This window comes from Aquiflexum sp. (assembly GCF_041749095.1).
Taxonomy (GTDB): Bacteria; Bacteroidota; Bacteroidia; order Cytophagales; family Cyclobacteriaceae; genus Aquiflexum.
Window position 1 is genome coordinate 1 of record NZ_JBGTCA010000122.1, and the last position, 23,101, is coordinate 23,101.

The window sequence follows — 23,101 nt, forward strand, 5'->3', positions numbered from 1 at the left end:
GTTCATATTTATCCCCAAGGGCTTACGCTATTCTTCACAGGATGCACCATGCCTATAGTGACACCCCACAAGATCCCCATAGCCCCCATCATACAGAGAACCTGTTTACAATGATGTGGAAAACCAAAAATATATATAATGACTATTTTAGTTTCAAATTGAAGCCTGAGGAACGATTTTCCAAAGATGTTCCTGATTGGAATAAATTTGACCGCTTTGCTGATTCCATGGTAATCAGGGTCGGTTGGGCTTTGTTTTACATATTGGTATATGTACTGAGTATTTCCGTTTTTGAATTGGCTGGGACACATTGGTGGATGTACTTTTTACTTCCCATTCATTTGATGATGGGACCTGTACATGGTGCCATCGTAAATTGGAGCGGTCATAAATATGGATATGCCAATTTTGACAATAATGACAAATCCAAAAACAGCTTGCTGTTAGATTTATTGATGTTGGGAGAGTTGTTCCAGAACAATCACCATAGACTCCCCAACAGGGCAAACTTTGCAGTCAAATGGTATGAGTTTGATCCCACCTACCCTATTGTAAAGTTGCTGCATGCAACGGGGATAATAAGGTTAAAAACAGCATGATCAGCTTCATCTTTTAAGTCAAACTGGATCTCAGTTTTCTTTCTGAATTTCATTGTATTTTCTGAACATCTCTGAAAATCCCCTTCCTTAAGTGTACTTCCTAAAAATGTAGTATTACGTTAAAAAATCTTTCGTTCCGAAAGATTTTTTTCTTTTATATATAAAATTTTTCAATACCGATAATGTAAATTGTTTTACAAGAAAAAATCTACTTAATTTTTAATTTAAACTAACAAAACATTTTTTAAACTAAAAATTTTTACTTAAATTTACAGTTACCAATAGAAAGATTTATTCCTTTACTTGTTTTTTAAAAACTAAATGGATAAGTTGTAGTCGTATTTAAACTTAAACAATATGAGATCACTAACCCGAGCAGAAGAGCAGATCATGCAAATTCTATGGGATATCGAGAAAGGCTTTGTCAAAGATATCCTGGAAAAAATGTCAGAACCAAAACCGGCTTACAACACGGTTTCCACGATTGTCCGCATCCTTGAAAGGAAAGGATTCGTCAACCACAAGGCGTATGGAAAATCACATGAATATTTTCCTATAGTTACCAAAGACGAATATCGTAGCTTCACCATTAAAAACCTTTTATCGGGTTATTTCAGTGGTTCATTCTCCAAAATGGCTTCATTCTTTGCTAAAGACAAAAATCTTAACATCAAAGAACTTGAAAAAATCATGGATGAAGTAAAAGAAGATGTAAAAAAATAGCCAATGGCTACTTTGATTGATTATATCTGGCAAAGCACCTTTTGTCTTTTGTTTTTCTTTGGAGTCTATTTCGTATTCCTCAGAAATGAAAAAGCTTTTAAAGCAACAAGGTTCTTTATCCTGCTTACACCAATTTTGGCAATGCTTTTCCCTTTGATCAGCATTCCGGTAAGTTTTGATAAGCCAGGTATATCATTGGAACAAACGGAGTTTTTTCGGGCGTTGACCATACAGTCAACGCCCGATGATTTCGTAGCCACTTTTGGGCTACCTGAAGTCACTGTTCAGAGCTCCAAATTACCCTTGTTATGGGAAATTAAGGATTACCTGATATTCTTTTACCTGACCATCATTTTTTTATTGTCCTTCAGATTATTCTGGAATTTTGTACAACTAAGGATGATTTGGGAAAGAGGGTGGTACCAGACTAAATTCAATCTTAAGCACAATTATTTTTTGATTCCAACATTTGGGTTGACCCCCATCTTTTCATATTTCAACAAACTTTTTTGGGATGATACCCAAGAATTAAAGACTCATGAAAAGGAACAAATCATCAAACACGAAATTGAACATATCCGACAGGGACATTCCTGGGATGTGATGTATTACCAGATATTGAGTATTATTTTTTGGTTTAACCCGGCAATTCATTTGATGCGGTCAGCATTGATTGATGTGCATGAATATCTTGCAGATGAAAATGTAATCAGAAAATCACAAAACAGCGAAAACTATCCAAAACTGATCGTCAAAATGGCATTTAAGGGAATTGATCTTCCTATTGGTAACTATTTCATTAGATCTACAACCCTTAAAAGAATTATGATGATGAAGAATCCTAAAAAAATCAATTGGCTGAAAACCGCTATGGTTGTCCCGCTTTCCCTGATGCTTTTGGCATTGGTATCAATGAAAACAGAAACTGGGAAGATACTTCCATTTAGCATTACGGAAAATATTGAAGAAATCAAAAAAATGCTCCTCGTGTCACAGGATTCTCTCGAAGTAGGAATTAAAGTCAAAAAATTGAAAACCCCGCTTCATTATGAATATATCAGTGCTAGAGATAATGAAAGATTGACAGCACAGATAGGTGAATTACAATATGAATTTTCAGGGATTAGATCAGATGAAGATTATATCAAGGTACGGGGGCTTATCAATAACCTGAGAACCACTTCGAAAATCACCAAATCCTATCCCAATGCAAGATTCAAACATCAGGTCGATACACCTGCCGAACCTGCTATGGGAATGGAGGAATGGAACAAATCAATAATCACACAGATAGATGTCCCAAAGGATGAATTGGATTTAGGACTTGGTGGAGTAATTGAGATTGAATTTGTGGTATCCAAAGAAGGGGAAGTTCAAAACCCTATTATTAAAAGAAGTTACGGTGGCGGGGTTGACAAACAAATATTGGAAGTTGTCCTGAAAGAATCTCAAAATAAATGGAAAGCCGCTAGGTTCAATGAAAAGCCGGTTGATATGGTTTTGACGGCATCCTTTGCATTTTATGGGAGTGCGATGTCATCCACGGATTCACACAGGTTTTTTAATTCCTCCCCTACTCCTGCATTGAACAGCAACTTTGAGATCACAGAAAATACGGTTTTTGATGTGGTCGAAAAAGCGCCCGAATTTGAGGGAGGAATAGAGGCTTGGAATGAATGGATCAAATCAAATATCCAATATCCCAAGACGGCAAAACAAATGGGTGTGGAAGGTACAGTTTATGTTGTATTTGTAATAAACAAAGATGGAACAATCGATCAACCTGAAATTCTAAGAGGGATTGGGGCAGGTTGTGACGAGGAAGTACTCAGACTCATATCCAAGTCTCCGGATTGGATACCGGGTCAGCATCGTGGACAGAAAGTAAATGTCAGGATGAGGCTCCCGGTAAGGTTTAAGCTTCCAAGTGACCAATTTGTCTCAGAGTCTTTAAGTGATGGAAATCCTGCCAAAGCTTCAGAAGCCTTCAATAAACACATGTCAATAAACCTAAAATATCCCTTAGAGGCACAGAATAATAAGGAATTTGGTACGGTATTTACAAGAGTTCATTTGGATGAAAACGGCAAAATAAAATCATATTCCATTACCAAGGGGGTTTCCCCAATTTTAGATGATGAAGTTTTTAGAGTTCTTGAAAATGCCCCAAATTGGAAAGTAAATGGAAAAGAAAATTCTTACATTGTAAATTTTCCCGTTACTTTTAGAATTGGTGGACAACAAACGATGGGACAGATATTGAATATGGAAAATGAAGTCGTGGTGACTGGATATTTTGCAGAAGACAGAAGTCCATTTTCTAAGATAAAAATGTATGAAACTGAAAAAATCCAGTCTTCTGATCCTTTGTTCGTAATTGATGGAGTAGCCTACCCCGAATTGGGCAGAAAATTGGATAATATGGTCAAACCGGAACAGATCAAAACAGTAGAGGTTTTGAAAGGTGAAAAAGCAAACAGCCTGCTCCATCTATATGGAAGCAGAGTGGGAAATGGAGTAATACTTATTACTACCAAAAATTGAAATAACGTTTTCAAATAAAGCCATTGCAAAATCAATTTGCAATGGCTTTATTTTAATCCCTTAAAAGGGACCTACGGAACCTTCAGACAGGCAGATAATCATATCAATTTTAAATCAATTTCAATTTCCCTTGTGATGCTGCATAGAGATTTGCCATCCTGTACAGGATCCTTGCCCCAACATTGCCATCCCATTCATCCCCTTCGGGGCCAGGGGCAACCTCTACCAAGTCAAATCCAATGATCTTTTTTCCACTCTTGACTACCTGCTTCATCAGATAGAGTATCTGTTCCATTTCAAATCCGCCCGCCACCGGCGTTCCTGTATTCGGACAAAGTTTTGGGTCAAAGCCATCAATATCAATGGTGATATATACATCTTCGGGTAATTGTTCGACAATGTCATCACAGATCACTTTCCAAGCTTTTCCCTCGTAAAGGTCTTCTTTGATATCCTTATCGTAAAATGTTTGAATTCTATTGTTCTCCTTTGCAAGAATAGCCTCCGCATGACTATGATCCCTGATTCCTACTTGCACAAGTTTGCTTACCTGAGGCAATTTCAGTGCATTGTAACTGATTGAGGCGTGTGAATAATCAAAGTCTTCATAGGCTTTTCTCAGATCTGCGTGGGCATCGATCTGCAAAATCCCAAAACTCTCGAATTCCTCTGCAAGCGCTTTGATCATGCCCAAAGGTGTACTGTGGTCACCTCCGAGCAAAGCCACCATTTTACCCATAGACCGGAATTTTTTCACCTGTTCATACACCCAATCGTTCATTTCAGAACAGGCCGTATTGATGATACCGGGAACTGCTCCAAACCTTTCTATCGAATCCTGCGATGCACCGGACTCCAGCCAGGCAATATAATTTTTGGCCAATATTCTATAGCTATTGCTTTTATCAAACAAATCCTGAGGAATGGGAAGCATGTAGATGCCCATTTTCCAGGCATCATGTATATCATTCTGATAAAGATCAACTTGATAGGAGGCATTTAAGACAGCTTCCGGACCTTGAACAGTTCCGGGTGAATAGGAAACAGTAACTTCCCAAGGGACAGGTATAATGATCATTTCTGCCGTGGTTTCATCAAACGGCAATCCAAAAATCCCCTCATTCATTGAGACCCCATTAGGATCAAAGTTATCAATTTGTTTATGTTTCAACATCTTAAATGGTTTTATATTTTAGGATAAAAAAAGCAGGAAAATTCTCCAAACACGAAAAACTCCTTGTCACAAAACTAAAAACATTACATACCCAAACCAAAAAATTCCTCAACTGTATTCATTGAACAGTCAGTGTATATGGTGCCTGTGATTTTAATGAACGAACAATTGGCCTGATCTTACAGCAATAGCATCCTGCCTAAATAGTATCAATTAATATCCATACATTATTAAATCGCTACAAAATTGCCTGGCAGATTAACTATTGCAATATCTCCTTCAAAATTCCGGTATTGCCCCCTAAGGATTTCCAGTCATTCACCAGAATTTCCAGAACAGCCATCATTCCGGGCTTCATACTGATATAGTTTTGGCCCGAAACAAAAGCCACAAGTGAACTGATTCCGGGATTATGGCCAACCAATAGAATGTGATTGCTTGGCTGGTTGATGTTATTGATGATCTCCAAAAGTGTTTGAGGTTCGGCATCAAATATCCCATCATGAGTTTCTTGATTGTTATTGATTGCCAATGTGGAAGTCAGGATCTCGAGGGATTGCTGGGTACGTTTGGCAGGGCTGACCAAAATCAGATCAGTTTGAAAATCTATTGATTTTAGGTGTTGCGCAAGCCTTTGTAACTGCTGTCTTCCTCCATTTGTCAGTTCTCTTAAAAAATCCCCTCTGACACCAATTCCCGGCTTTGCCTCGCCATGTCTCAAAACATATAAAATTTTAGGTTCAGCCATTTTTGGAAACATTTTCTTAAATGTGAATTTCGTAATTATACTTAAAATATAAAAACATGATTTCAAGTATTATTTGGATAGCAATATATTGAAGTCTATTTTTAGGATTTTATGTGGGTTGCAAAAAGCAAACCATTCTTTTAAATAAACTGATTATGTCAAAAAATCTAGTAATAGTGGAGTCGCCTGCCAAAGCGAAAACAATTGAAGGATACCTGGGAAAGGATTTTAAGGTAGCCTCCAGTTATGGACATGTGCGGGATTTGCCCAAAGGTGATAATGCTATTGATATAAAAAACCGCTTCAAACCAACCTACGAGGTAACTCCGGATAAAAAGGAAGTCATCAAGCAATTGAAAAGTCTTGTAAAGGATTCAGAAATGATTTATCTGGCAAGTGATGATGACCGCGAAGGAGAAGCCATTTCCTGGCATTTAAAAGAGGTTTTGAAACTTAAAGATGAACAGACAAAAAGGATTGTTTTCAGAGAAATCACTAAAAATGCCATCCTTAAGGCAATTGCTAATCCAAGACAGATTGACATCGATTTGGTCAATGCACAGCAGGCGAGAAGGATTTTGGACAGGTTGGTGGGATTTGAGCTTTCCCCAATCCTTTGGAAAAAAATCAAAGCAGGGTTATCGGCAGGAAGGGTACAGTCCGTTGCTGTCAGATTGATTGTAGAAAGAGAGAGGGAAATTGAAAAATTCAACACAAAATCCTCTTTCAGAATTACGGCCCTTTTTGATGTCAAGGGTAAAACACTATCTGCAGAGCTTCCCAAGAAGTTTGACAGTCAGCAGGAAGCTGAGGATTTTCTGAAGAAATGTATCGGTGGGGATTTCACCATTGAAAATCTTGAGAAGAAGCCGGGGAAAAAATCTCCTGCGGCACCTTTTACCACTTCCACATTGCAGCAGGAGGCGAGTAGAAAATTGGGATTCTCTGTGGCACAGACCATGTCTGTAGCCCAAAAGCTCTATGAAGCAGGGAAAATCACTTATATGAGAACAGACAGCGTCAACCTCTCCGATGACGCTATGACGGCTGCGAAAAACGAAATCAATTCTTCCTACGGTTCTGATTTCCATCAATCCAGAAAATATACTACCAAATCTGAAGGCGCGCAGGAAGCACACGAAGCCATCAGGCCTACGGATTTTTCCAAGCATGATACCTCAGGAGAAAGGAATGAGCAAAGACTTTATGAACTGATCTGGAAAAGAGCGATTGCTTCCCAAATGTCCGATGCACAGTTGGAAAAGACAGTCGCCACAATCAAAATTTCCACTACTCCCGAAAAACTCATCGCTTCGGGCGAAGTAATCAAATTCGAAGGTTTTTTGAAAGTATATCTTGAAGATACCGACGATGAACCGGATGACGAGGAAAACGGCAATAAAGGCTTGTTGCCTCCATTGAGTATCGGTGAATTGTTGAATTTATTGGAACTGAAAGGAAAAGAAACTTTCACAAGACCTGCTCCAAGATATACGGAAGCCTCATTGGTGAAGAAACTGGAAGAAATGGGGATTGGTCGTCCTTCCACTTATGCCCCCACCATCTCCACGATACAAAAAAGAGAGTATGTCATCAAAGAGTCCAGGGACGGTACTGAGCGTGATTTTGTTGAAATGAAAGTCTCCAATGGGCAATTTTCCAAACAGACCAAAAAGGAAATCGCAGGAGCGGATAAAAATAAACTCTTCCCTACCAATATCGCCATGGTTGTGAATGACTTTTTGGTGGAGCATTTCCCCAATGTGATCGACTTTTCTTTCACCGCTAAAGTGGAAAAAGAGTTTGATGATATTGCACAGGGAGGCCAAAATTGGGAGGATATGATCGGGAATTTCTATGAAAAATTTCACACCAGAGTCGAATTGACTGCCAATGTTGCCAGGGCTGACATCAATAATTCACGAGAACTTGGAACAGATCCGAAGACAGGAAAAAAGGTCATTGCCAGATTGGGTAAGTTTGGTCCTTTGGTTCAGATAGGTGAGCAAGATGATGAAGAGAAACAGTTCGCCAGTATGAAGAAGGGGCAGTTTATCGAAAACATCACTTTGGATGATGCCATGGAACTGTTCAAACTTCCGAGAGATGTAGGCAATTTTGAAGATAAAAAGATTGTGGCTGCGATCGGCAGATTTGGCCCTTATTTACGTCATGATAGCAAGTTTGTCTCTCTTGGTAAGGAACAGGATCCTTTGAGTATCACAGAAGAAGAAGCCGTTCAACTGATAAAAGACAAAAGGGAATCGGATGAGAAAAAGCACATTAAGTCTTTTACTGAAAATCCTGAAATCGAGATTCTAAACGGTAGATGGGGACCCTATATCAAAATGGGGAAAAACAACTTCAAGATTCCTAAAGGAAAAGAAGCGGAAAGTCTTACTTACGATGAAACCATAGAAATAATTGAGAATCAACCGATAAAGAAAAAAGGAAAGTTCACAAAGAAAAAAGCTTAAAACATGAAGCGGGTCTGAAAAGTCCCGCTTTTTTTTTATATGTTTTCATAATCATTTTGTATAAATCTTACTTGTCGAAGTTTCAGATTATTAAATTTTGGGTTTATTCAGTAACTTAAGGCAAACCAAACAAATGCTTTATGAACTTTTATACAATCGGCATCTTATTGCTTTCCATATCAGGACTTGTTCTTGCAATTTTTCAATATAAGAGCCGTATCAGAACCGAGGTCAAAGAAGATGATGCATTGGACCATCTCAAAGGAATGTATATACTAAAAATTCCTTATGAAAAATTGGTCATTGGCTATTTTGGGTTGATGATCTTAGCGGCTGTTGTAGATTGGATTTTCGTCGGAAATCCCGAAAAGTTAAACCTTGCCTTTTTCTTAGTCTCTGCTTGTGCTTTTCTGATATTTATGTTCAAGTTTAGTATGGGATTTGTAACAGCGGTAGTATTCAAATGGCCTACACTTGTTTATGTTATTTTAAATGGGGGGATTGCGGCCATTGTCTATCTTTCCATGACACATCCCGTATTGAAGATGGCAAATGCTATCGAATACCTTTTGACCTTTCATTTGTTGGGAATGATACTTGGTGTCGGCGGTACAATGATTTTGGATATGTTGATTTTTCATTTTCTCCGTAACTTTCAGATCAACTCCTCTGAGGCAGTTATCATGCACCTAATCTCCGAAATCATCATATTAGGTCTGGTATTGCTTTTCGTGACAGGTACTGCCATGTACCTAACAGATATTGCAGGATATAACAATAACCCCAGGTTTCTCATGAAAATGACCGCAGTGCTGGTGTTGAGTATCAATGGTGTCTTTCTTAATTTTTATATGATGCCCAAAATCGAAAAACTTTCACTGATTGAAGAAGATATCGAAGAAGATCAAAACCTCAAAAGAATCGCTTTTTCGGTCGGCGGGGTTTCAATGGTTTCTTGGTTGGCCGCATTTGCATTTGCCATGGTCAAAGACCTGAGCAATTTTACTTATATTCAGATGCTAATTCCGTACTTGATTTTGGTATTTGGTGCAATAGGTGGCGGACAGTTTATTAAAAAGAAGATGGAAAAAGAAGTCATTGAGGAAAGTAAAGAATGAAGAAATTAGTGGTGTTAACAGGTGCCGGTATTTCTGCTGAAAGTGGCATTGCTACATTTAGGGACAGCAACGGGCTTTGGGAGGGACATGATGTGATGGAGGTAGCCTCCCCGGAAGGGTGGAGAAAAAACCGGGAGCTTGTACTTGACTTTTATAATCAAAGGAGGAAACAGGCCTTGACTGTCGAACCCAATGAAGCACATTTGGAACTGGCAAGATTGGAGAAATATTTTGATGTCACCATCGTCACCCAAAACGTGGATCACCTACATGAGAAAGCCGGATCCTCTAAAATCATCCATCTACACGGAGAACTGTTTAAATCCCAAAGTACAATCGATCCCTCTTTGGTGTATGACATGGATGGCTGGGAAATCAAACTGGGAGACAAATGTGAAAAAGGTAGTCAATTGAGACCCTTTATTGTTTGGTTTGGAGAGATGGTCCCTATGATGGAACCTGCTATCGAGGCGGCCATGGAATCAGATATATTTGCAGTGATCGGAACATCCATGTTAGTATATCCGGCCGCAGGACTTATCCAATATGCTCCTAAGAAAAGCTTAAAATACATCATTGATGTCAAAGTTCCTGAAACAGGATTTTTTGATAATTTGAAGCCAATTGAAGCTAAGGCCTCAATTGGAACAGCAGTGATGTCCAAAGAACTCATATCAAAATATACTTAAAAGAGTAGCCGTCATCGGTGCAGGCCCTTCGGGTATTACTGCCTTTTAGAAACTATTTATTGGTAAATTCCTCCACCTGTTCCTGTAATAAGTGCCGCATTCCAATCTGTGCACGCTCCGAAATTTCATTTCCTTCTATAAAAAGTGACACCACTGTATTTTCCCGGTCCATATTCATCCTTTCAAGAATGTTACCAATACTTCCAAGCCCTTCTCAGTGGCGATAAAATCAAGAATACTGGGAAGCATTTCAGGCCCCTCACCTACTTCCAAACATTAAAAGGAATATAAAAAATGAGGGAATAATTTTATGTAATTTCATCCTTTATAGTATTGAATTAAACAACCTTGATCAAAACTAATAAATTAAACCATGACCTTCAAGTAAAGAGAATAAAAAGGTTTAAACTAGAATCATTCTGTATTATATGTTAGTGAAAAACTATGTGGTCTATCGGCCTATGTGGTAATAAATAGATTTTTTTCAACACCCTTCACATTTATATAGTGGTCAACCAAACGCTGTAAAACAGCTTTATAAAAAAATAAAAAATGGCTCCGGAAAAAGTCAATGCTCCCGGAACCATGGATGTGAATTGAAATGATCTATCAAAAATTGATTGACCTTTTCTATACAGGTTTCAATCTCAGTATTGGTTTCGAATAGATTCTTAAGTTTTTGGTGAAAATCAGGAAAACCTATATGGTCAAGAGGCAAAACCCTGTCCGTCATCTGACTGGCGGGACCTTCCAAAAAATGAAAAAGACCGGTCGGTGTAAATACAATAACAAAGAGATCAAATCTATCCTCAAAATTGGAGATAGCTATTTTACTCGTTTGCCCAAATAAATAAGGTTCAAATTTTTCAAAATATATTTTTGAGGTTTTGTCCGGGTAAATGAGACATGAATTAGAATTGATCTCCAAGGCGATGGTTATCGCAGCTGTACCTTTTGGTGTATAGAATTGATTTGCGAATTTTTCAAAATGATTTGTAGCATAAAAATAACCACTGATATAGGCTGAAAGGGAATCATCAGAATTAAATGAAACAATATTATTCATAGTCAAAAACGTATAGAAATAACACTCTAACTAATTTAATAAATACTTATATCAAGACAACTTTTACTACCATAAAAAGTTTCCCTGTGTAGCAATTTTTATATCAATTAATTTAGAGAGAACTTAGACAAATGCAACCAAATTGTATTCACCCCACTACCTTTCTTTCCATTTTTATTACTTTTATTTCCTTGATCTTCTAGTTAAACCAGGCAAAGCCAAGTGATTTAAACAAAAGATTTACTCCTCTGTAAAAATGAAAACCACATAGATTTATAGAGCACATAGTTTCCGGTCATAGATATTTGCTTTGATGTGGTTTTGAGCAACTAGAAAACCGAAAATTCCGATATTTTTACTTTTCAAATAAAACCCTGCCCAGAACATGAAACTCTCCTTCCCCCACCCCATGATCATTATGCTGGCATTTGTGGTGTTTTCAACGATACTCACTTATCTGATTCCTGCGGGTTCTTATGATAGGGTTTTGGATGAAAGGACAGGAAGAGAAGTTGTGGTTCAGGGCAGCTATCAGACTGTGGAAAACAATCCTGTGGGCATCGGGAAAATGTTTCTCAGTGTCCCTGAGGGAATTATTGAAGGCGCTGAAGTGGTGGTTTTGATTTTGATCATCGGAGGGGCATTTTATGTGGTGGACAAAACAGGGGCATTTAAATCAGGTCTGGAAGCCTTGATTCATCGGTTTAAAAACGGTAAAACCTTTTTACTGGCATTGGTCGGGATGCTATTTGCCACTGCAGGGACATTGAATGGGTTGCAGGAAGAAATCATAGCCATGGTTCCCTTGCTGCTGGTCCTCAGCCGTAAAATCGGATACACTAAAATAGCTATAGTAGGAATTTGTCTGGGTTCCGCGATCATAGGAGGATCATTTGGACCTACCAATCCATTTTCAGTAATTATAGCTCAGAAGATCGCAGAGGTACCTGTATTTTCCGGTGGCATGTACCGAATGGTCTTTTTTATATTTGCCTTGGGTTTTTGGATATTTTATATGATCAAGAATGGAAAAGATACTTCCTTTGACACTACAGAACAAAACGAAATACCGGGCAAATTAACCATTTCCCATAGCCTTATCCTTGTTTTGGTTGCAATTACCTTTGCGGTGATGATTTATGGATTAAGTAACTGGGATTGGGACTATAATGAAATGTCGGCGATATTTTTTGCCTTGGGATTGGCAACAGGAATCATTGGTAAATTGGGGATCAACGGAACTGCCAAAGCATATGCGGAGGGATTTGCAGAATTGATTTTTGCAGGGATTATCGTTGGGTTGGCGAGAAGTATCTATTTGGTCCTGCAGGAAGGACAGATCATTGACACCATTATATATGCGCTCTTCAATCCATTGGAAGGTCTTCCTTTAGGGCTGTCAGCTTTTGGGATGATGATTGCACAGGCTTTATTGCATATTCCTGTTCCCAGTACATCAGGACAGGCGGTCCTGACCATGCCTTTGCTTACCCCAATTGCAGACCTGATCGGGATGTCAAGGCAGGTGGTTGTCCTGGCTTATCAGTATGGTGCAGGTATCATGGACATGGTCACCCCGAGTAACGGTGGATTGATGGCGATCCTGGTTGCCGCCGGTATCTCTTATAAAGAATGGATCAAATTTGCATGGAAACCAATTCTGGTCATTTTTGCTTTTGCCGGAATTTCGGTCGTTTTAGGGATTTTTTTACTGTAAACCTCATAATTTCCTACTCCATAAAATTACACCACAAAAAATAATTGGCTAAGACTCTAAAAACACAAAAAAAAGGAAGGATTAATTACCACATAGAATGATAGAACACATAGATAAATGTAACATTATTGATTATCCTATACCTTTTGATTTCAGGTAAAAAAGGATATATTGAATAACTTTAAATCTTAAAAGTTTCTATTCAAAATAATCAACCAAATTCTACATGAAAATCAATGACAATCAACCTCTTCCCAAATATATAGCCAATGATTCCCGATATGAACAGATGCCTTTCAGGAGGTGTGGCAAAAGCGGTATCCAACTTCCTTTGATTTCCTTGGGTCTTTGGCATAATTTCGGTCACAATGCTGATTTCAAGAATGCCAGAACCATTTTGAGGCAGGCTTTTAACTTTGGCATCACCCATTTTGACCTGGCCAATAATTATGGTCCTCCGTATGGTTCTGCCGAGGAAACTTTTGGCAGGATCATGGAAAAGGATTTCAGGCCCTACCGGGATGAACTGATAATTTCCACCAAGGCCGGTTGGGATATGTGGCCCGGACCTTATGGTAATCTGGGTTCAAGAAAATATCTTATCGCTTCCCTTGATCAGAGTTTGAAAAGAATGGGGCTGGATTATGTGGATATTTTCTATCATCACCGACCTGACCCTGAAACGCCTCTGGAAGAAACCATGGGTGCGCTTGACCATATCGTCAGGCAAGGAAAAGCGCTTTATGTGGGTATTTCGCAATACAGTGCAGAAGATACTGCCAAGGCACATCAACTATTAAAGGACCTGGGCACCCCTTTATTTATCCATCAACCACGCTACAGCATGTTTGACCGCTGGGTAGAAAAAGGACTTTTGGATGTCATTGGTGAAAAGGGAGTTGGGTCAATCGCTTTTTCTCCTTTGGAACAGGGAGTGTTGACGGACAAATATCTGGATGGAATTCCTGAGGACAGCCGGATTGCAAAAGACGGTAGGTATCTCAAAGAAAGTCAGATTTCTGATGAAGTATTGTCCAAAGTAAGTGCTCTGAATAAAATCGCCTTGAACCGTGGTCAGAGTTTGGCTCAAATGGCTATTGCTTGGTTGCTGAAAGACGAGAGGATTACCACTGTATTGGTCGGAGTTAGCAAACCTGAACAATTAACAGATAATGTAAATGCGGTTAAAAACCTGAACTTTACGGAAACTGAATTAGCGGAAATTCAGAAGATATTGGTTTAGAGTTTAGAGACGAGATGCGAGAAACGAGAGCCAAGAAGATGGGGCTCGTCATTGCGATTCCCCAACATTTTGAAATTGTTCATAAAAAGTAATGACATCAGGTTTCTCGTCATCCCGAGTAATTAACATTTTGTAAATGTTCAGAAAAGGTAATGACATCAAATCGGGCTGCAGACCTCTCCTGACGTCGAGGTGACAAGGCCAAGTCATTTACAAGATTTGAATGCTATTCATAGTTCTAAACCATCATTTCTAAATCTCTCATTGGTAGGTACGAGGAATCTCAAAAGGTTCTATGTTAAATTTTTCATTTACTGTTCCTCTTAGATGCTTCTCCGATAGCCATCGGGATCAGGTGACGGCTACTCCGATTACTTCATTGCTAACCGAATTGGCTAGCTTTATTGTTTTAACAAAAAAATAATGGAACCACAAAAGAAACAAAAAGAGACAAAAGACTAAATCACTAAAAGTTGATATTCAGTAACTTTTGTACCCTTTTGTCACTTTTGTGGTTCAAATAAAATTTTCTTTTATTGTGGCTTTGGAATTTTATAATTTACCTTATTGCATTTTCCAAAGTAGCCAGATAGATAAATTTTTGGTCCCGGGATTTAAGGCCTTTTTCAATAGCTGCTTGCTGTTCTGCCGTAGATTCCATATCATCATATTCCTGTGCATTGAAAAACTGTACGTAATCTTTGTAAATGTTCATGGTCAAGTGAGTAGATTTTGCTTCGCTGCCCATGGGCAGCGCTGTTCTTAATAAACTCCAACTACCCATCAAACCTTTTTCAATTCTATTCTGGTGAATAGGCAAAAAAACTTCTTTCTCGGCTTTTTCATATACACTGAACTGTCCTTCCACAGCTCTCATCATGTCAAAGGAGGCCAGTGTACCGGTCTTTAACTGAAAATTATCTTTTGTGGAAGCAATCTCCTGCATATAAGCTCTTTGGGCCAAATCCCTGCTATTTATTGCATCATCAAATTTTTCCTTAACCTGTCTTTCTGTAAGATGGGGATAAGCAATCATGGCATATCTCACCATATCATCCTCGGTAAGCCCATTCATCATGGAAACCGGATCTTTGAAATAAGTAATGGTGATATATTGGAATTCACTTGGGTCTGCACCTGATTGTAAGGACCAAAAATCCCAACCTTGGATTTTTTTGTCATTTACAGCGGCGCGGTATACCTTATCCATGAAATCCTTGAACTCAATAAAATCATACGTTTGATTGGATTCCACTTTGAAGAATTCAAAAACCAAGTAGCGCGTCTGTTGGGCTTGGGCCAGATTGTAGGCGAAGATACCCAGGAACAATAGAATACTTATTTTTTTCATTGTCTGATTATTTTAAGTCTAGCATCTTTTGGTAACTAATCCATAAAATTTAGGAATTATATTTTGAAAATTATAATTTCATCAATCTTTTTTTTATGATAATTACAGCTTTGGTAAAACGCTCTCTTTTTATGTATATTTTTACCCTTTTCAAGTCCTATCAGATTTACCATTAGGAATAAAACCTATATCTTACTACATTTTCAATTTAATTTAGAATACTATGAAATTATCAAGAAGACAATGGTTGAAAAGCGCCTCTTTCTTAGGTGGTACTGCTTTATTGACCGGAAAGGGTGCGATTTCTGCTCTTTCAGCTGAAGAAGTCAGGAAATTCAATCCAAGACCTCTTGATTCTCTTGTCAGATTAGGCTCCAACGAAAACCCATACGGCCCTTCCCTCAAAGTCAGGAAGGCAATGGAAGAGGCATTTGACCTTGGCTGTAGGTATCCTTGGACTTTTAATAGTAGTCTTCAAAAAATGATCGCTGCCAAAGAAGGGGTTCCTACGGACCATATTGTGCTTGTAGCAGGTTCAACAGAAGGTTTGAAAATTACCGGGATTACCTATGCTGGTCCTGGAGATGAGATTATTTCCGGTTTACCTACCTTTTTGTCCTTGATGACTTATGCAGAAACCTGGGGGGCCACTATCAATTGGGTGCCTTTGGACAATGGCCTGAATTATGATCTTCAGGAAATTGAAAAGCGGGTGTCCTCAAAAACCAAACTAGTTTTCCTGTGTAACCCCAATAACCCGACAGGCAAACTCCTTCCTGCAAATGAAGTGCTTGATTTCTGTAATACGGTCAGCAAAAAAACAATGGTTTTCAGTGATGAGGCCTATTGTGATTATATCGAGGATCCAAATTATCCTTCTATGACCCAATTGGTAAAAGAAGGAAAGAATGTGATTGTTTCAAAGACACTTTCAAAAGTATATGGATTGGCAGGAATAAGAATGGGTTATTTGGTAGCAAGACCGGATATCGCAGCCAAATTATCTGAAAGAGTAGTTGCCAATACCAATATCATGGCGATTGAAGCCGGTAAAGCCGCGTTGGAAGATGCAGAGTTTTATAAGTTCAGTTTAGATAAAAACAAGGAGGCGAGAAATTTGATTGAATCAACTTTGGATCAATTGAAACTCCCCTATCTGCCCTCTCAGGCCAATTTTGTGTTTTTTCATGCCAATCAGGATGTCGGTGGATTGGCAAATAAAATGCGGGAAAAGGGAATTATTATAGGCCGTCCATTTCCTCCACTCAATGATTGGTGCAGGGTGAGTACAGGTACCATTGAAGAAGTTCAGCTTTTCAACAAAGCATTGATCGAAACTTTAGGTTAATTGTTTTATGATTGATTTTAATTTAAGGCTCGAAAACGAAATTATTTTGTTGCGGCCAATCGAGGAAAATGACCTTCATGAACTTTTATCACTGACTTCAGAAGCTGACATGTGGAGATTTTACACCCATGATCTATCCTGCTTGGATGGAATTAGAGAATGGGCAAAACCTGCTATTGATAAGGAAAGACTTCAATTTGTTATCATTGACAAAGATTCAAGGCAGACAGTCGGGGCTTCGGCTTTTGGGAATATTTCTGAAAGAGATAGCCGTCTTGAGATTGGATGGACTTGGCTTGGAAAAGAGTTTCAGGGAACAGGAATAAACCATCAGGTAAAAAAACTGATGTTGACCCATTGTTTTGAGGTATTGGATTTGGAACGTGTGGAATTTAAAACCGACGTGCTCAACCTACAGGCAAGAAAATCATTGAAAAATATTGGTGCCATTGAAGAAGGTGTTTTGAGAAGTCATACCCTGATGACCAAGGGCCGCAGAAGAGATACTATTTATTATAGTATCCTAAAATCTGAATGGAATTATGTGAAAAGAGAAAATGATTGGTAATGCCCTGAAGTGGTAATACGTATTCTTGACAACAAGAAACTATACTTGTCAAATCTGTCCGATGACGGATGACCGATGTAACTGACATACAGCAATTAACCAAATTACCTATTCATTTGACTTATTCCTGATAGGATTGTTCACTATTATTTTAAATCATCTGCATTTGATCAAAAAATAAATAGCCTGCTTGAGAAATTCAAGCAGGCTATTTTAATAAAAAAAAAAAAAATTAAACCGTTGGCAATTTCCAGCCATTTTGATAGTTGGCTTTCATCAATCTATTGGCTTCTTTGTCCTTAAACTGACCTTTTGCTGCATCCCAATATACCTTCTTGCCGGTTTTGTATGCAATGTTTCCCATTTGGGCATTGATGGCGGCAATGCTACCGGTTTCGATACCGCAGGTCAATTTGCTTTCGTCATTGCTTGTGATGGCATTTACAAACCCCTGGGTATGTAGTTCCAATGGATTGCCTTCAGGTTTGATCAATTGGACATCCTCCACTTTATTGACTCTTTTACCCTCCTTGGCTTCAGTTTCAGGAATCACTCTCCAACCTCCCCTATTGACTACCAATGTTGCATTGTTGCCAATAAACGCTATACCCTCCGTGGTGCCGTAATTGCCACCATCTATACCTGTTGCATGTTCCCAAAGCATATTGAAACCATCATATTCATACACTGTCTGCAAGGTATCGGGTGTCTCGGATGCATCATTCGGATAGGCGAATTTACCTCCTGAGGCCATCACCGATTTGGGTGCAGTGACACCCATGGCATACAGTGCAATATCAATCTCATGAACACCCCAATCCGTCATCAGACCACCTGCATAATCCCAAAACCAACGGAAATTAAAATGGAATCTATTTGCGTTAAATGGTCTTTGAGGAGCAGGTCCCAACCACATGTCATAATCCACTCCCTGAGGTACAGGGCCGTCGGGAACCACAGGAACCGGTTTCATCCAACCCTGATAAGCCCAGGTTTTGACCAATCGGATTTGACCCAGTTTACCTGACTTGACATAATCAATGGCCTGAGCATATTGGCTACCGCTTCTCTGCCACTGACCGACCTGTACCATTTTGCCATAACGCTGTTTGGCTTTCACCATCAGGTTACATTCTTCTATGGTATTGGCAATTGGCTTTTCGACATATACATGCTTTCCTGCTGATAAACTGTCGATCATATTGAGGCAATGCCAGTGGTCAGGAGTTCCCACAATTACTGCGTCTATGTCCTTATCTTCCAAGAGTTTTCTATAGTCTTTATAAATCTTTGGTTTTTTGTCCCTTAGCTTGTTTACATCTTCTGCCCGTTGGTCCAGAACATTGGAATCAATATCTGCAATACCGATGCAATGGACATTTGGTATTTTTAAATGGGCATTCATATTAGACCATCCCATTCCTTTGGCCCCGATCAGGGCAAAATTCAGCCTGTCTGAGGGAGCAATTTTTTTGGATAATTCGAGCAGTGAATCGGCTGAAACAAATGTTGGAATAGATAATCCGGCTGAAGCCAATAAACTACTTTGGATAAATTTTCTTCTTGAATTCATTTTTGGGGGTATTGTTAAAGGTTTTCTTGAGACATAAAAACTTTGGTCAGCAGACTTCTAAATTGCTAAACCAAAATTTGTTTAAATATATTATATATCATTAAGACTTTTAAAACCGATGGTATAAAAGAATTCCCTTAGTTTAAACTTATACCAATTCTAAATTTCTCGAAAAATTTAATGTAGGGAACCATATCAATCGGAAATGGTTAATTTTGTATAAAACCATAATACTATGAAAAACAGAGAAATCGTAACGTTACAGCGTTCATTGCTACATGATACTGAGAAATTATTGAACCAACAGATTGAAATGGAGGGTAAATCCTCTGCATATTACCTCTCTATGGCATCTTGGTGCCACATGATGGGTTATGCCAATGCAGCCAAGTATCTATATGTACACTCTGATGAGGAAAGGATGCACATGATGAAACTTTTTACTTATATCAATGAAGCAGGCGGACACGCCATTCAGCCTGAAATCAATGGGATCAGGCATAATTTCAATTCTCTAAGAGAAATATTTGAGTTGATTCTTGAGCATGAGATCAAAGTTACCAAATCCATTAATTCCATAGTGGATCATGCTTTTGTTGCCAAGGATTTTGCGACATTTAGCTTTATGCAATGGTATGTGACCGAACAGCGTGAAGAAGAAACCATAGCCAGAAGGGCATTGGAGCTATTTGATATCATTGGTGAAGAAGGCGTTGGACTTTGGACAATTGATCAGGAGTTGGGAAAATTGCATAATTCTACTGCGGGTGGAGAAGGCGCATAATTTAAAGAGATTAAACTATGTAATTTATTGATACTCATAATAAAAGCGGGAACTAAACCCCGCTTTTTTCATAATTTGTATATACATGATGTTCCTGACAATATCGCTCTCATAATTAAACACATGGATTCAGACAGAAGAGTGATCTACTTCGGTCTCATCCGTCTTCGGTCATCCGACTTTTAAGAAAACCACGTAATCTGGCAGAAATCCGGATAACCATTTTTCATAAACGCCCTAATAGATCTCACATCAGGAATTTTTTGCCATGTAAATGGTCATGGTCCTCTTCTTTAAAATAGAATTCAATCATCTTATTGGTAATCTTTGCCTCCTTGGGAGGAAGTGTTCCAAACATCCAGTCCCATAATATAATACTGAAGGAAAATCCCTTATTTGGATATTTACCATGGTGATGGATATGGGCTTTTTGTAGATTAGGCATGATATATCTGCTCCAGGGTTTGTGCAAAATAACATGCAGCATGCTGTACAACATAAACCCAATATAAAACCCGGTAAAAACCGTGAAATAATTATCCAAATAAATTGATAGTGGCAACAAAATGATCACTCCCCAAAAAGTCAAGATTCTGTGAAAACCACTTATTTTGATATCCGTAGGGTGCTTATGGTGGTTCATATGTGTATCATATATTTTATTTCCTTTTGTTTTGAAAAAATTATGCATCCAGAACCGGTGAAGGAAATATTCGGTAAATGTCCATGTGAGCCAGCCCAAAACCAAAAAGACCATATATCTTAATCCAGCGGTAGCTATAAAATCTGCAATCAGTACGAGACAAATTGATATGATCAGAAATGTTCCTATACATCTGCTGACTTCTTTAATCTTGTCTGACTTTTTTGTTAACTCAGTCATCGTTTTCATTTCAGTACATGTTTTGTTGAGAAATACTTAATTCTTTAAAAGAGAGAATCCTTTTACTTCAAATAGCATTTTTGGAAACTTTCCCCATCGAAAATTATAGAACCAAATTATCCTACATGCTGAGGATATCCGAATTGAAAATCAGGAGGTGAAAATTTGATTTGAAGGAAATTTTCTATTTCGATAAGCCGGTATTGAATAATTATTGATTGCTGAAAAAATCCCAAAAGATCCATCATATTTTAGTAAATTCTTCAAAACTCTGTTTGGACTTTAATGAATAAATCTCTTTGTATTTCCTCTGATATATGTCTGAACTCAAATTATTGAGTTGCAATCAAACAATAAAAAATAAGAGATAGTATTTTTGAATTAGTTATAGCCTAGAATCTCTGATTTTATTCGGTATAATCTTAATTTTTATTGTTAAAATATTATATGTTTTTGGCGCAAATTATTCACGTAAAAATTTTTTGAAGAATTTTGCAAAAACCCTTATCTTATCCACTGTAATCAATTAAAATATCAATGCATTATTCGGTCACATACTGTTTATCCGAAAATTATATTCAAGAATAAGTGTGTTTTTCAAAAAAATTATATACCAAATACCTCTAACCCTTTTTGAAAATGCCAAACTCAGAAATACAAATTCAGTTTTTCCAACATGGCAAACTCAATTCCTTCACCAAAGATAGTTTTGAGTTTTGGTTAGAGGATGTACTCAAGCAATTTCAAATGTTACATTCTCAAAAAAACAAGCATATCTATTACCATGTCAAAGATATGCCGCCGTTTTACCAGCTATATTTTCCTGAACTTGCCTCTTTCAAATTCTTTTTCTTTATGAAATCCATCCTTTTCTATGAGTCATTAAAAAACGAAAAGTTTACCACCGACAACCTTTTTTATTATAAAGTAAAAGATATATGCACCAAAATCATTTACCTCTACAACCAACTGCCCACCACAGAAATCTGGAATGAAGAAGGTATTAATGCTACAATCAGACAAATCGATATTTATCATGAAATGGGATGGATCCCATCAAAAGATTTGACCATCACTTTGTACAATCAACTGCTCGAAACAGTCAACCATCTAGAAAACCAAGCAGAGATTGGGTTAAAATATCATTTGGGTAAATCCCCAACTCCTGAAAGTGCCTCTTATAATCTATTTATAAATGAGTTTATAATCGGGGATAATACATTTTTCACGGAGTTGGATAATGTCCGCATTACTTACCTCAATCACAGTGTGCTTTATTTTATTGGCTCCATGGATCCCAAATTCAATGATGCCATGTTTTTCAATCTCGACAACCTGATAAAAAAGTCCACCATGATCAGCTCAACCGGGGAAAAAGAAAGGAGTAGGTTTTTCAATAAACTCCGAAAAAAAATTCAGGAAAAAATTGAAAATATCAGGTAATACATCACACATATTTAATTAATTGTGATTTTTTTCATATTTTTCCAATCGATCAGTAATATTAAAACTAAATTAGCTTAAACCTTTTTTATCAAGATTAAAATGAGAACTATACTGAGTATTATTATTTTTTTGATTCCATTCAGTGGAATATCTGCACAAAATCTCACTCCTTCTTATGATATATCAGAGTACCTGGAGTTGATGAAAATCTCAACAAGGACAACAGGAGACAGTAGTTACTATAATAAGTTACCCGCTCCCGAAAACCACACAATGATATATCAATCTCCCGAAATGGGACTTAAAAACAAATGGGATCTTTGGACAGCTGAGCATCATAAATCAGCTGTTATCAGTATCAGAGGCACCACTGTAGATCCTGTTTCCTGGCTGGAAAACTTCTATGCAGGTATGGTTCCTGCACAGGGCAAACTTCATCTCAGTAATGATTTCCAGTTTGAATATAAATTGGCGGAGGATAATAAAGCGGCTGTCCATATTGGTTGGCTTGTAGGTACAGCTTTTCTTTCCAGAGATATACTGCCTAAAATTGACTCCTTGTACCATAAGGGTTACCGGGATTTTTTGATCATAGGACACAGTCAGGGTGGCGGAATCGCATATCTATTGACGAGTCACCTGAATTACCTTCAAAAACAACAAAAAATCCCGGCCGAAATCAGGTGGAAGACATATTGCAGTGCAGCTCCTAAACCCGGTAATTTATATTATGCCTATGATTTTGAATCATTGACCCAGGAAGGATGGGCCTATAATGTGGTCAATGCCTCAGACTGGGTTCCTCAGGTGCCGTTTTCAATACAGACCATTGATGATTTCAATGATGTGAATCCCTTCAAAAATGCCAAAAAAGCCATCAAAAAACAGAAATTTCCGGATAGGATTGTTATGAGGAGGGTTTTTAACCAATTGGATAAACCCACCAGAAAAGCCCAGAGAAATTTTCAAAAATACTTGGGAGATAAGGCCAGTATATTTATTAAAAAAAGTTTACCGGAATTTCAAAAACCTGAGTTTGTGTCCAGCAAC

19 protein-coding genes are annotated in these 23,101 nt (G+C 38.0%); 13 read left to right on the top strand and 6 right to left on the bottom strand.

Annotated features, from left to right (window positions below):
* The 3 genes from ACEW8O_RS06500 to ACEW8O_RS06510 form a co-directional block, all read left to right on the top strand.
* On the top strand, positions 1-599 hold a 599-nt coding region (locus ACEW8O_RS06500), incomplete at its 5' end, for a fatty acid desaturase (protein ID WP_373493812.1).
* Between the two features lie 357 nt (positions 600-956).
* Positions 957-1,322 carry a BlaI/MecI/CopY family transcriptional regulator gene (locus tag ACEW8O_RS06505; RefSeq protein WP_373493813.1) on the top strand — a complete coding sequence of 122 codons (366 nt, stop codon included), beginning with the start codon at positions 957-959 and terminating at the stop codon, positions 1,320-1,322.
* Between the two features lie 3 nt (positions 1,323-1,325).
* On the top strand, positions 1,326-3,866 hold the full coding sequence (locus tag ACEW8O_RS06510; protein ID WP_373493814.1) for a TonB family protein: 2,541 nt from the start codon (positions 1,326-1,328) through the stop codon (positions 3,864-3,866).
* A 109-nt stretch (positions 3,867-3,975) separates the two neighbouring features.
* Here the strand turns inward: ACEW8O_RS06510 and ACEW8O_RS06515 are convergent, their stop codons facing one another.
* Together ACEW8O_RS06515 and ACEW8O_RS06520 are read right to left on the bottom strand one after the other, a co-directional pair.
* Positions 3,976-5,040 carry an agmatinase family protein gene (locus tag ACEW8O_RS06515; RefSeq protein ID WP_373493815.1) on the bottom strand — a complete coding sequence of 355 codons (1,065 nt, stop codon included), beginning with the start codon at positions 5,038-5,040 and terminating at the stop codon, positions 3,976-3,978.
* A 262-nt stretch (positions 5,041-5,302) separates the two neighbouring features.
* Entirely contained in the window at positions 5,303-5,788 is a 486-nt protein-coding gene (locus tag ACEW8O_RS06520; protein ID WP_373493816.1) for a histidine phosphatase family protein, read from the bottom strand.
* A 155-nt stretch (positions 5,789-5,943) separates the two neighbouring features.
* Here ACEW8O_RS06520 and topA point away from each other — a divergent pair, with 155 nt between their 5' ends.
* The 3 genes from topA (at position 5,944) to ACEW8O_RS06535 (ending at position 10,072) form a co-directional block, all read left to right on the top strand.
* The gene (gene topA, locus ACEW8O_RS06525; RefSeq protein WP_373493817.1) at positions 5,944-8,265 is read left to right on the top strand and encodes a type I DNA topoisomerase; all 2,322 of its coding nucleotides are present in this window, start codon (positions 5,944-5,946) and stop codon (positions 8,263-8,265) included.
* A 140-nt stretch (positions 8,266-8,405) separates the two neighbouring features.
* Positions 8,406-9,383, top strand: coding sequence for a hypothetical protein (locus tag ACEW8O_RS06530; RefSeq protein ID WP_373493818.1), 978 nt, complete (start codon positions 8,406-8,408; stop codon positions 9,381-9,383).
* A complete protein-coding gene (locus ACEW8O_RS06535) occupies positions 9,380-10,072 on the top strand; it encodes an NAD-dependent deacetylase (protein ID WP_373493819.1) in 693 nt (230 codons plus the stop codon). Before ACEW8O_RS06530 ends, ACEW8O_RS06535 begins: the two co-directional genes overlap by 4 nt.
* 568 nt (positions 10,073-10,640) lie before the next feature.
* Here ACEW8O_RS06535 and ACEW8O_RS06540 read toward each other — a convergent pair.
* Entirely contained in the window at positions 10,641-11,138 is a 498-nt protein-coding gene (locus ACEW8O_RS06540; protein ID WP_373493820.1) for a DUF6597 domain-containing transcriptional factor, read from the bottom strand.
* Between the two features lie 385 nt (positions 11,139-11,523).
* Between ACEW8O_RS06540 and ACEW8O_RS06545 the strand changes: the two genes are divergently transcribed.
* Together ACEW8O_RS06545 and mgrA are read left to right on the top strand one after the other, a co-directional pair.
* Entirely contained in the window at positions 11,524-12,855 is a 1,332-nt protein-coding gene (locus tag ACEW8O_RS06545) for a YfcC family protein (protein WP_373493821.1), read from the top strand.
* 226 nt (positions 12,856-13,081) lie between these two features.
* A complete protein-coding gene (gene mgrA / locus ACEW8O_RS06550; protein WP_373493822.1) occupies positions 13,082-14,098 on the top strand; it encodes an L-glyceraldehyde 3-phosphate reductase in 1,017 nt (338 codons plus the stop codon).
* 559 nt (positions 14,099-14,657) lie between these two features.
* On the opposite strand, the gene ACEW8O_RS06555 is transcribed toward mgrA, so the two are convergent.
* Positions 14,658-15,449 carry a hypothetical protein gene (locus tag ACEW8O_RS06555; protein WP_373493823.1) on the bottom strand — a complete coding sequence of 264 codons (792 nt, stop codon included), beginning with the start codon at positions 15,447-15,449 and terminating at the stop codon, positions 14,658-14,660.
* A gap of 223 nt (positions 15,450-15,672) precedes the next feature.
* Here ACEW8O_RS06555 and ACEW8O_RS06560 point away from each other — a divergent pair, with 223 nt between their 5' ends.
* Positions 15,673-16,797: a histidinol-phosphate transaminase gene (locus ACEW8O_RS06560; RefSeq protein WP_373493824.1), complete on the top strand. Its 1,125-nt coding sequence runs from the start codon at positions 15,673-15,675 to the stop codon at positions 16,795-16,797.
* A 7-nt stretch (positions 16,798-16,804) separates the two neighbouring features.
* Positions 16,805-17,365 (top strand): GNAT family N-acetyltransferase, encoded by a 561-nt coding sequence (locus tag ACEW8O_RS06565; protein WP_373493825.1) that lies wholly within the window; start codon positions 16,805-16,807, stop codon positions 17,363-17,365.
* A gap of 232 nt (positions 17,366-17,597) precedes the next feature.
* Here the strand turns inward: ACEW8O_RS06565 and ACEW8O_RS06570 are convergent, their stop codons facing one another.
* Positions 17,598-18,938, bottom strand: a complete 1,341-nt coding sequence (locus ACEW8O_RS06570) for a Gfo/Idh/MocA family protein (RefSeq protein ID WP_373493826.1) — start codon at positions 18,936-18,938, stop codon at positions 17,598-17,600.
* Positions 18,939-19,173: 235 nt separating this feature from the next.
* On the opposite strand from ACEW8O_RS06570, the gene ACEW8O_RS06575 reads away from it, so the two are divergent.
* Complete coding sequence (locus ACEW8O_RS06575; RefSeq protein WP_373493827.1) at positions 19,174-19,722, top strand: ferritin; 549 nt, start codon at positions 19,174-19,176, stop codon at positions 19,720-19,722.
* Between the two features lie 247 nt (positions 19,723-19,969).
* Here the strand turns inward: ACEW8O_RS06575 and ACEW8O_RS06580 are convergent, their stop codons facing one another.
* Positions 19,970-20,614 (bottom strand): sterol desaturase family protein, encoded by a 645-nt coding sequence (locus ACEW8O_RS06580; RefSeq protein WP_373493828.1) that lies wholly within the window; start codon positions 20,612-20,614, stop codon positions 19,970-19,972.
* A 630-nt stretch (positions 20,615-21,244) separates the two neighbouring features.
* Here ACEW8O_RS06580 and ACEW8O_RS06585 point away from each other — a divergent pair.
* Both ACEW8O_RS06585 and ACEW8O_RS06590 read left to right on the top strand, forming a co-directional pair.
* Positions 21,245-22,048 carry a hypothetical protein gene (locus tag ACEW8O_RS06585; protein WP_373493829.1) on the top strand — a complete coding sequence of 268 codons (804 nt, stop codon included), beginning with the start codon at positions 21,245-21,247 and terminating at the stop codon, positions 22,046-22,048.
* A 102-nt stretch (positions 22,049-22,150) separates the two neighbouring features.
* On the top strand, positions 22,151-23,101 hold a 951-nt coding region (locus ACEW8O_RS06590; RefSeq protein ID WP_373493830.1), incomplete at its 3' end, for a lipase family protein.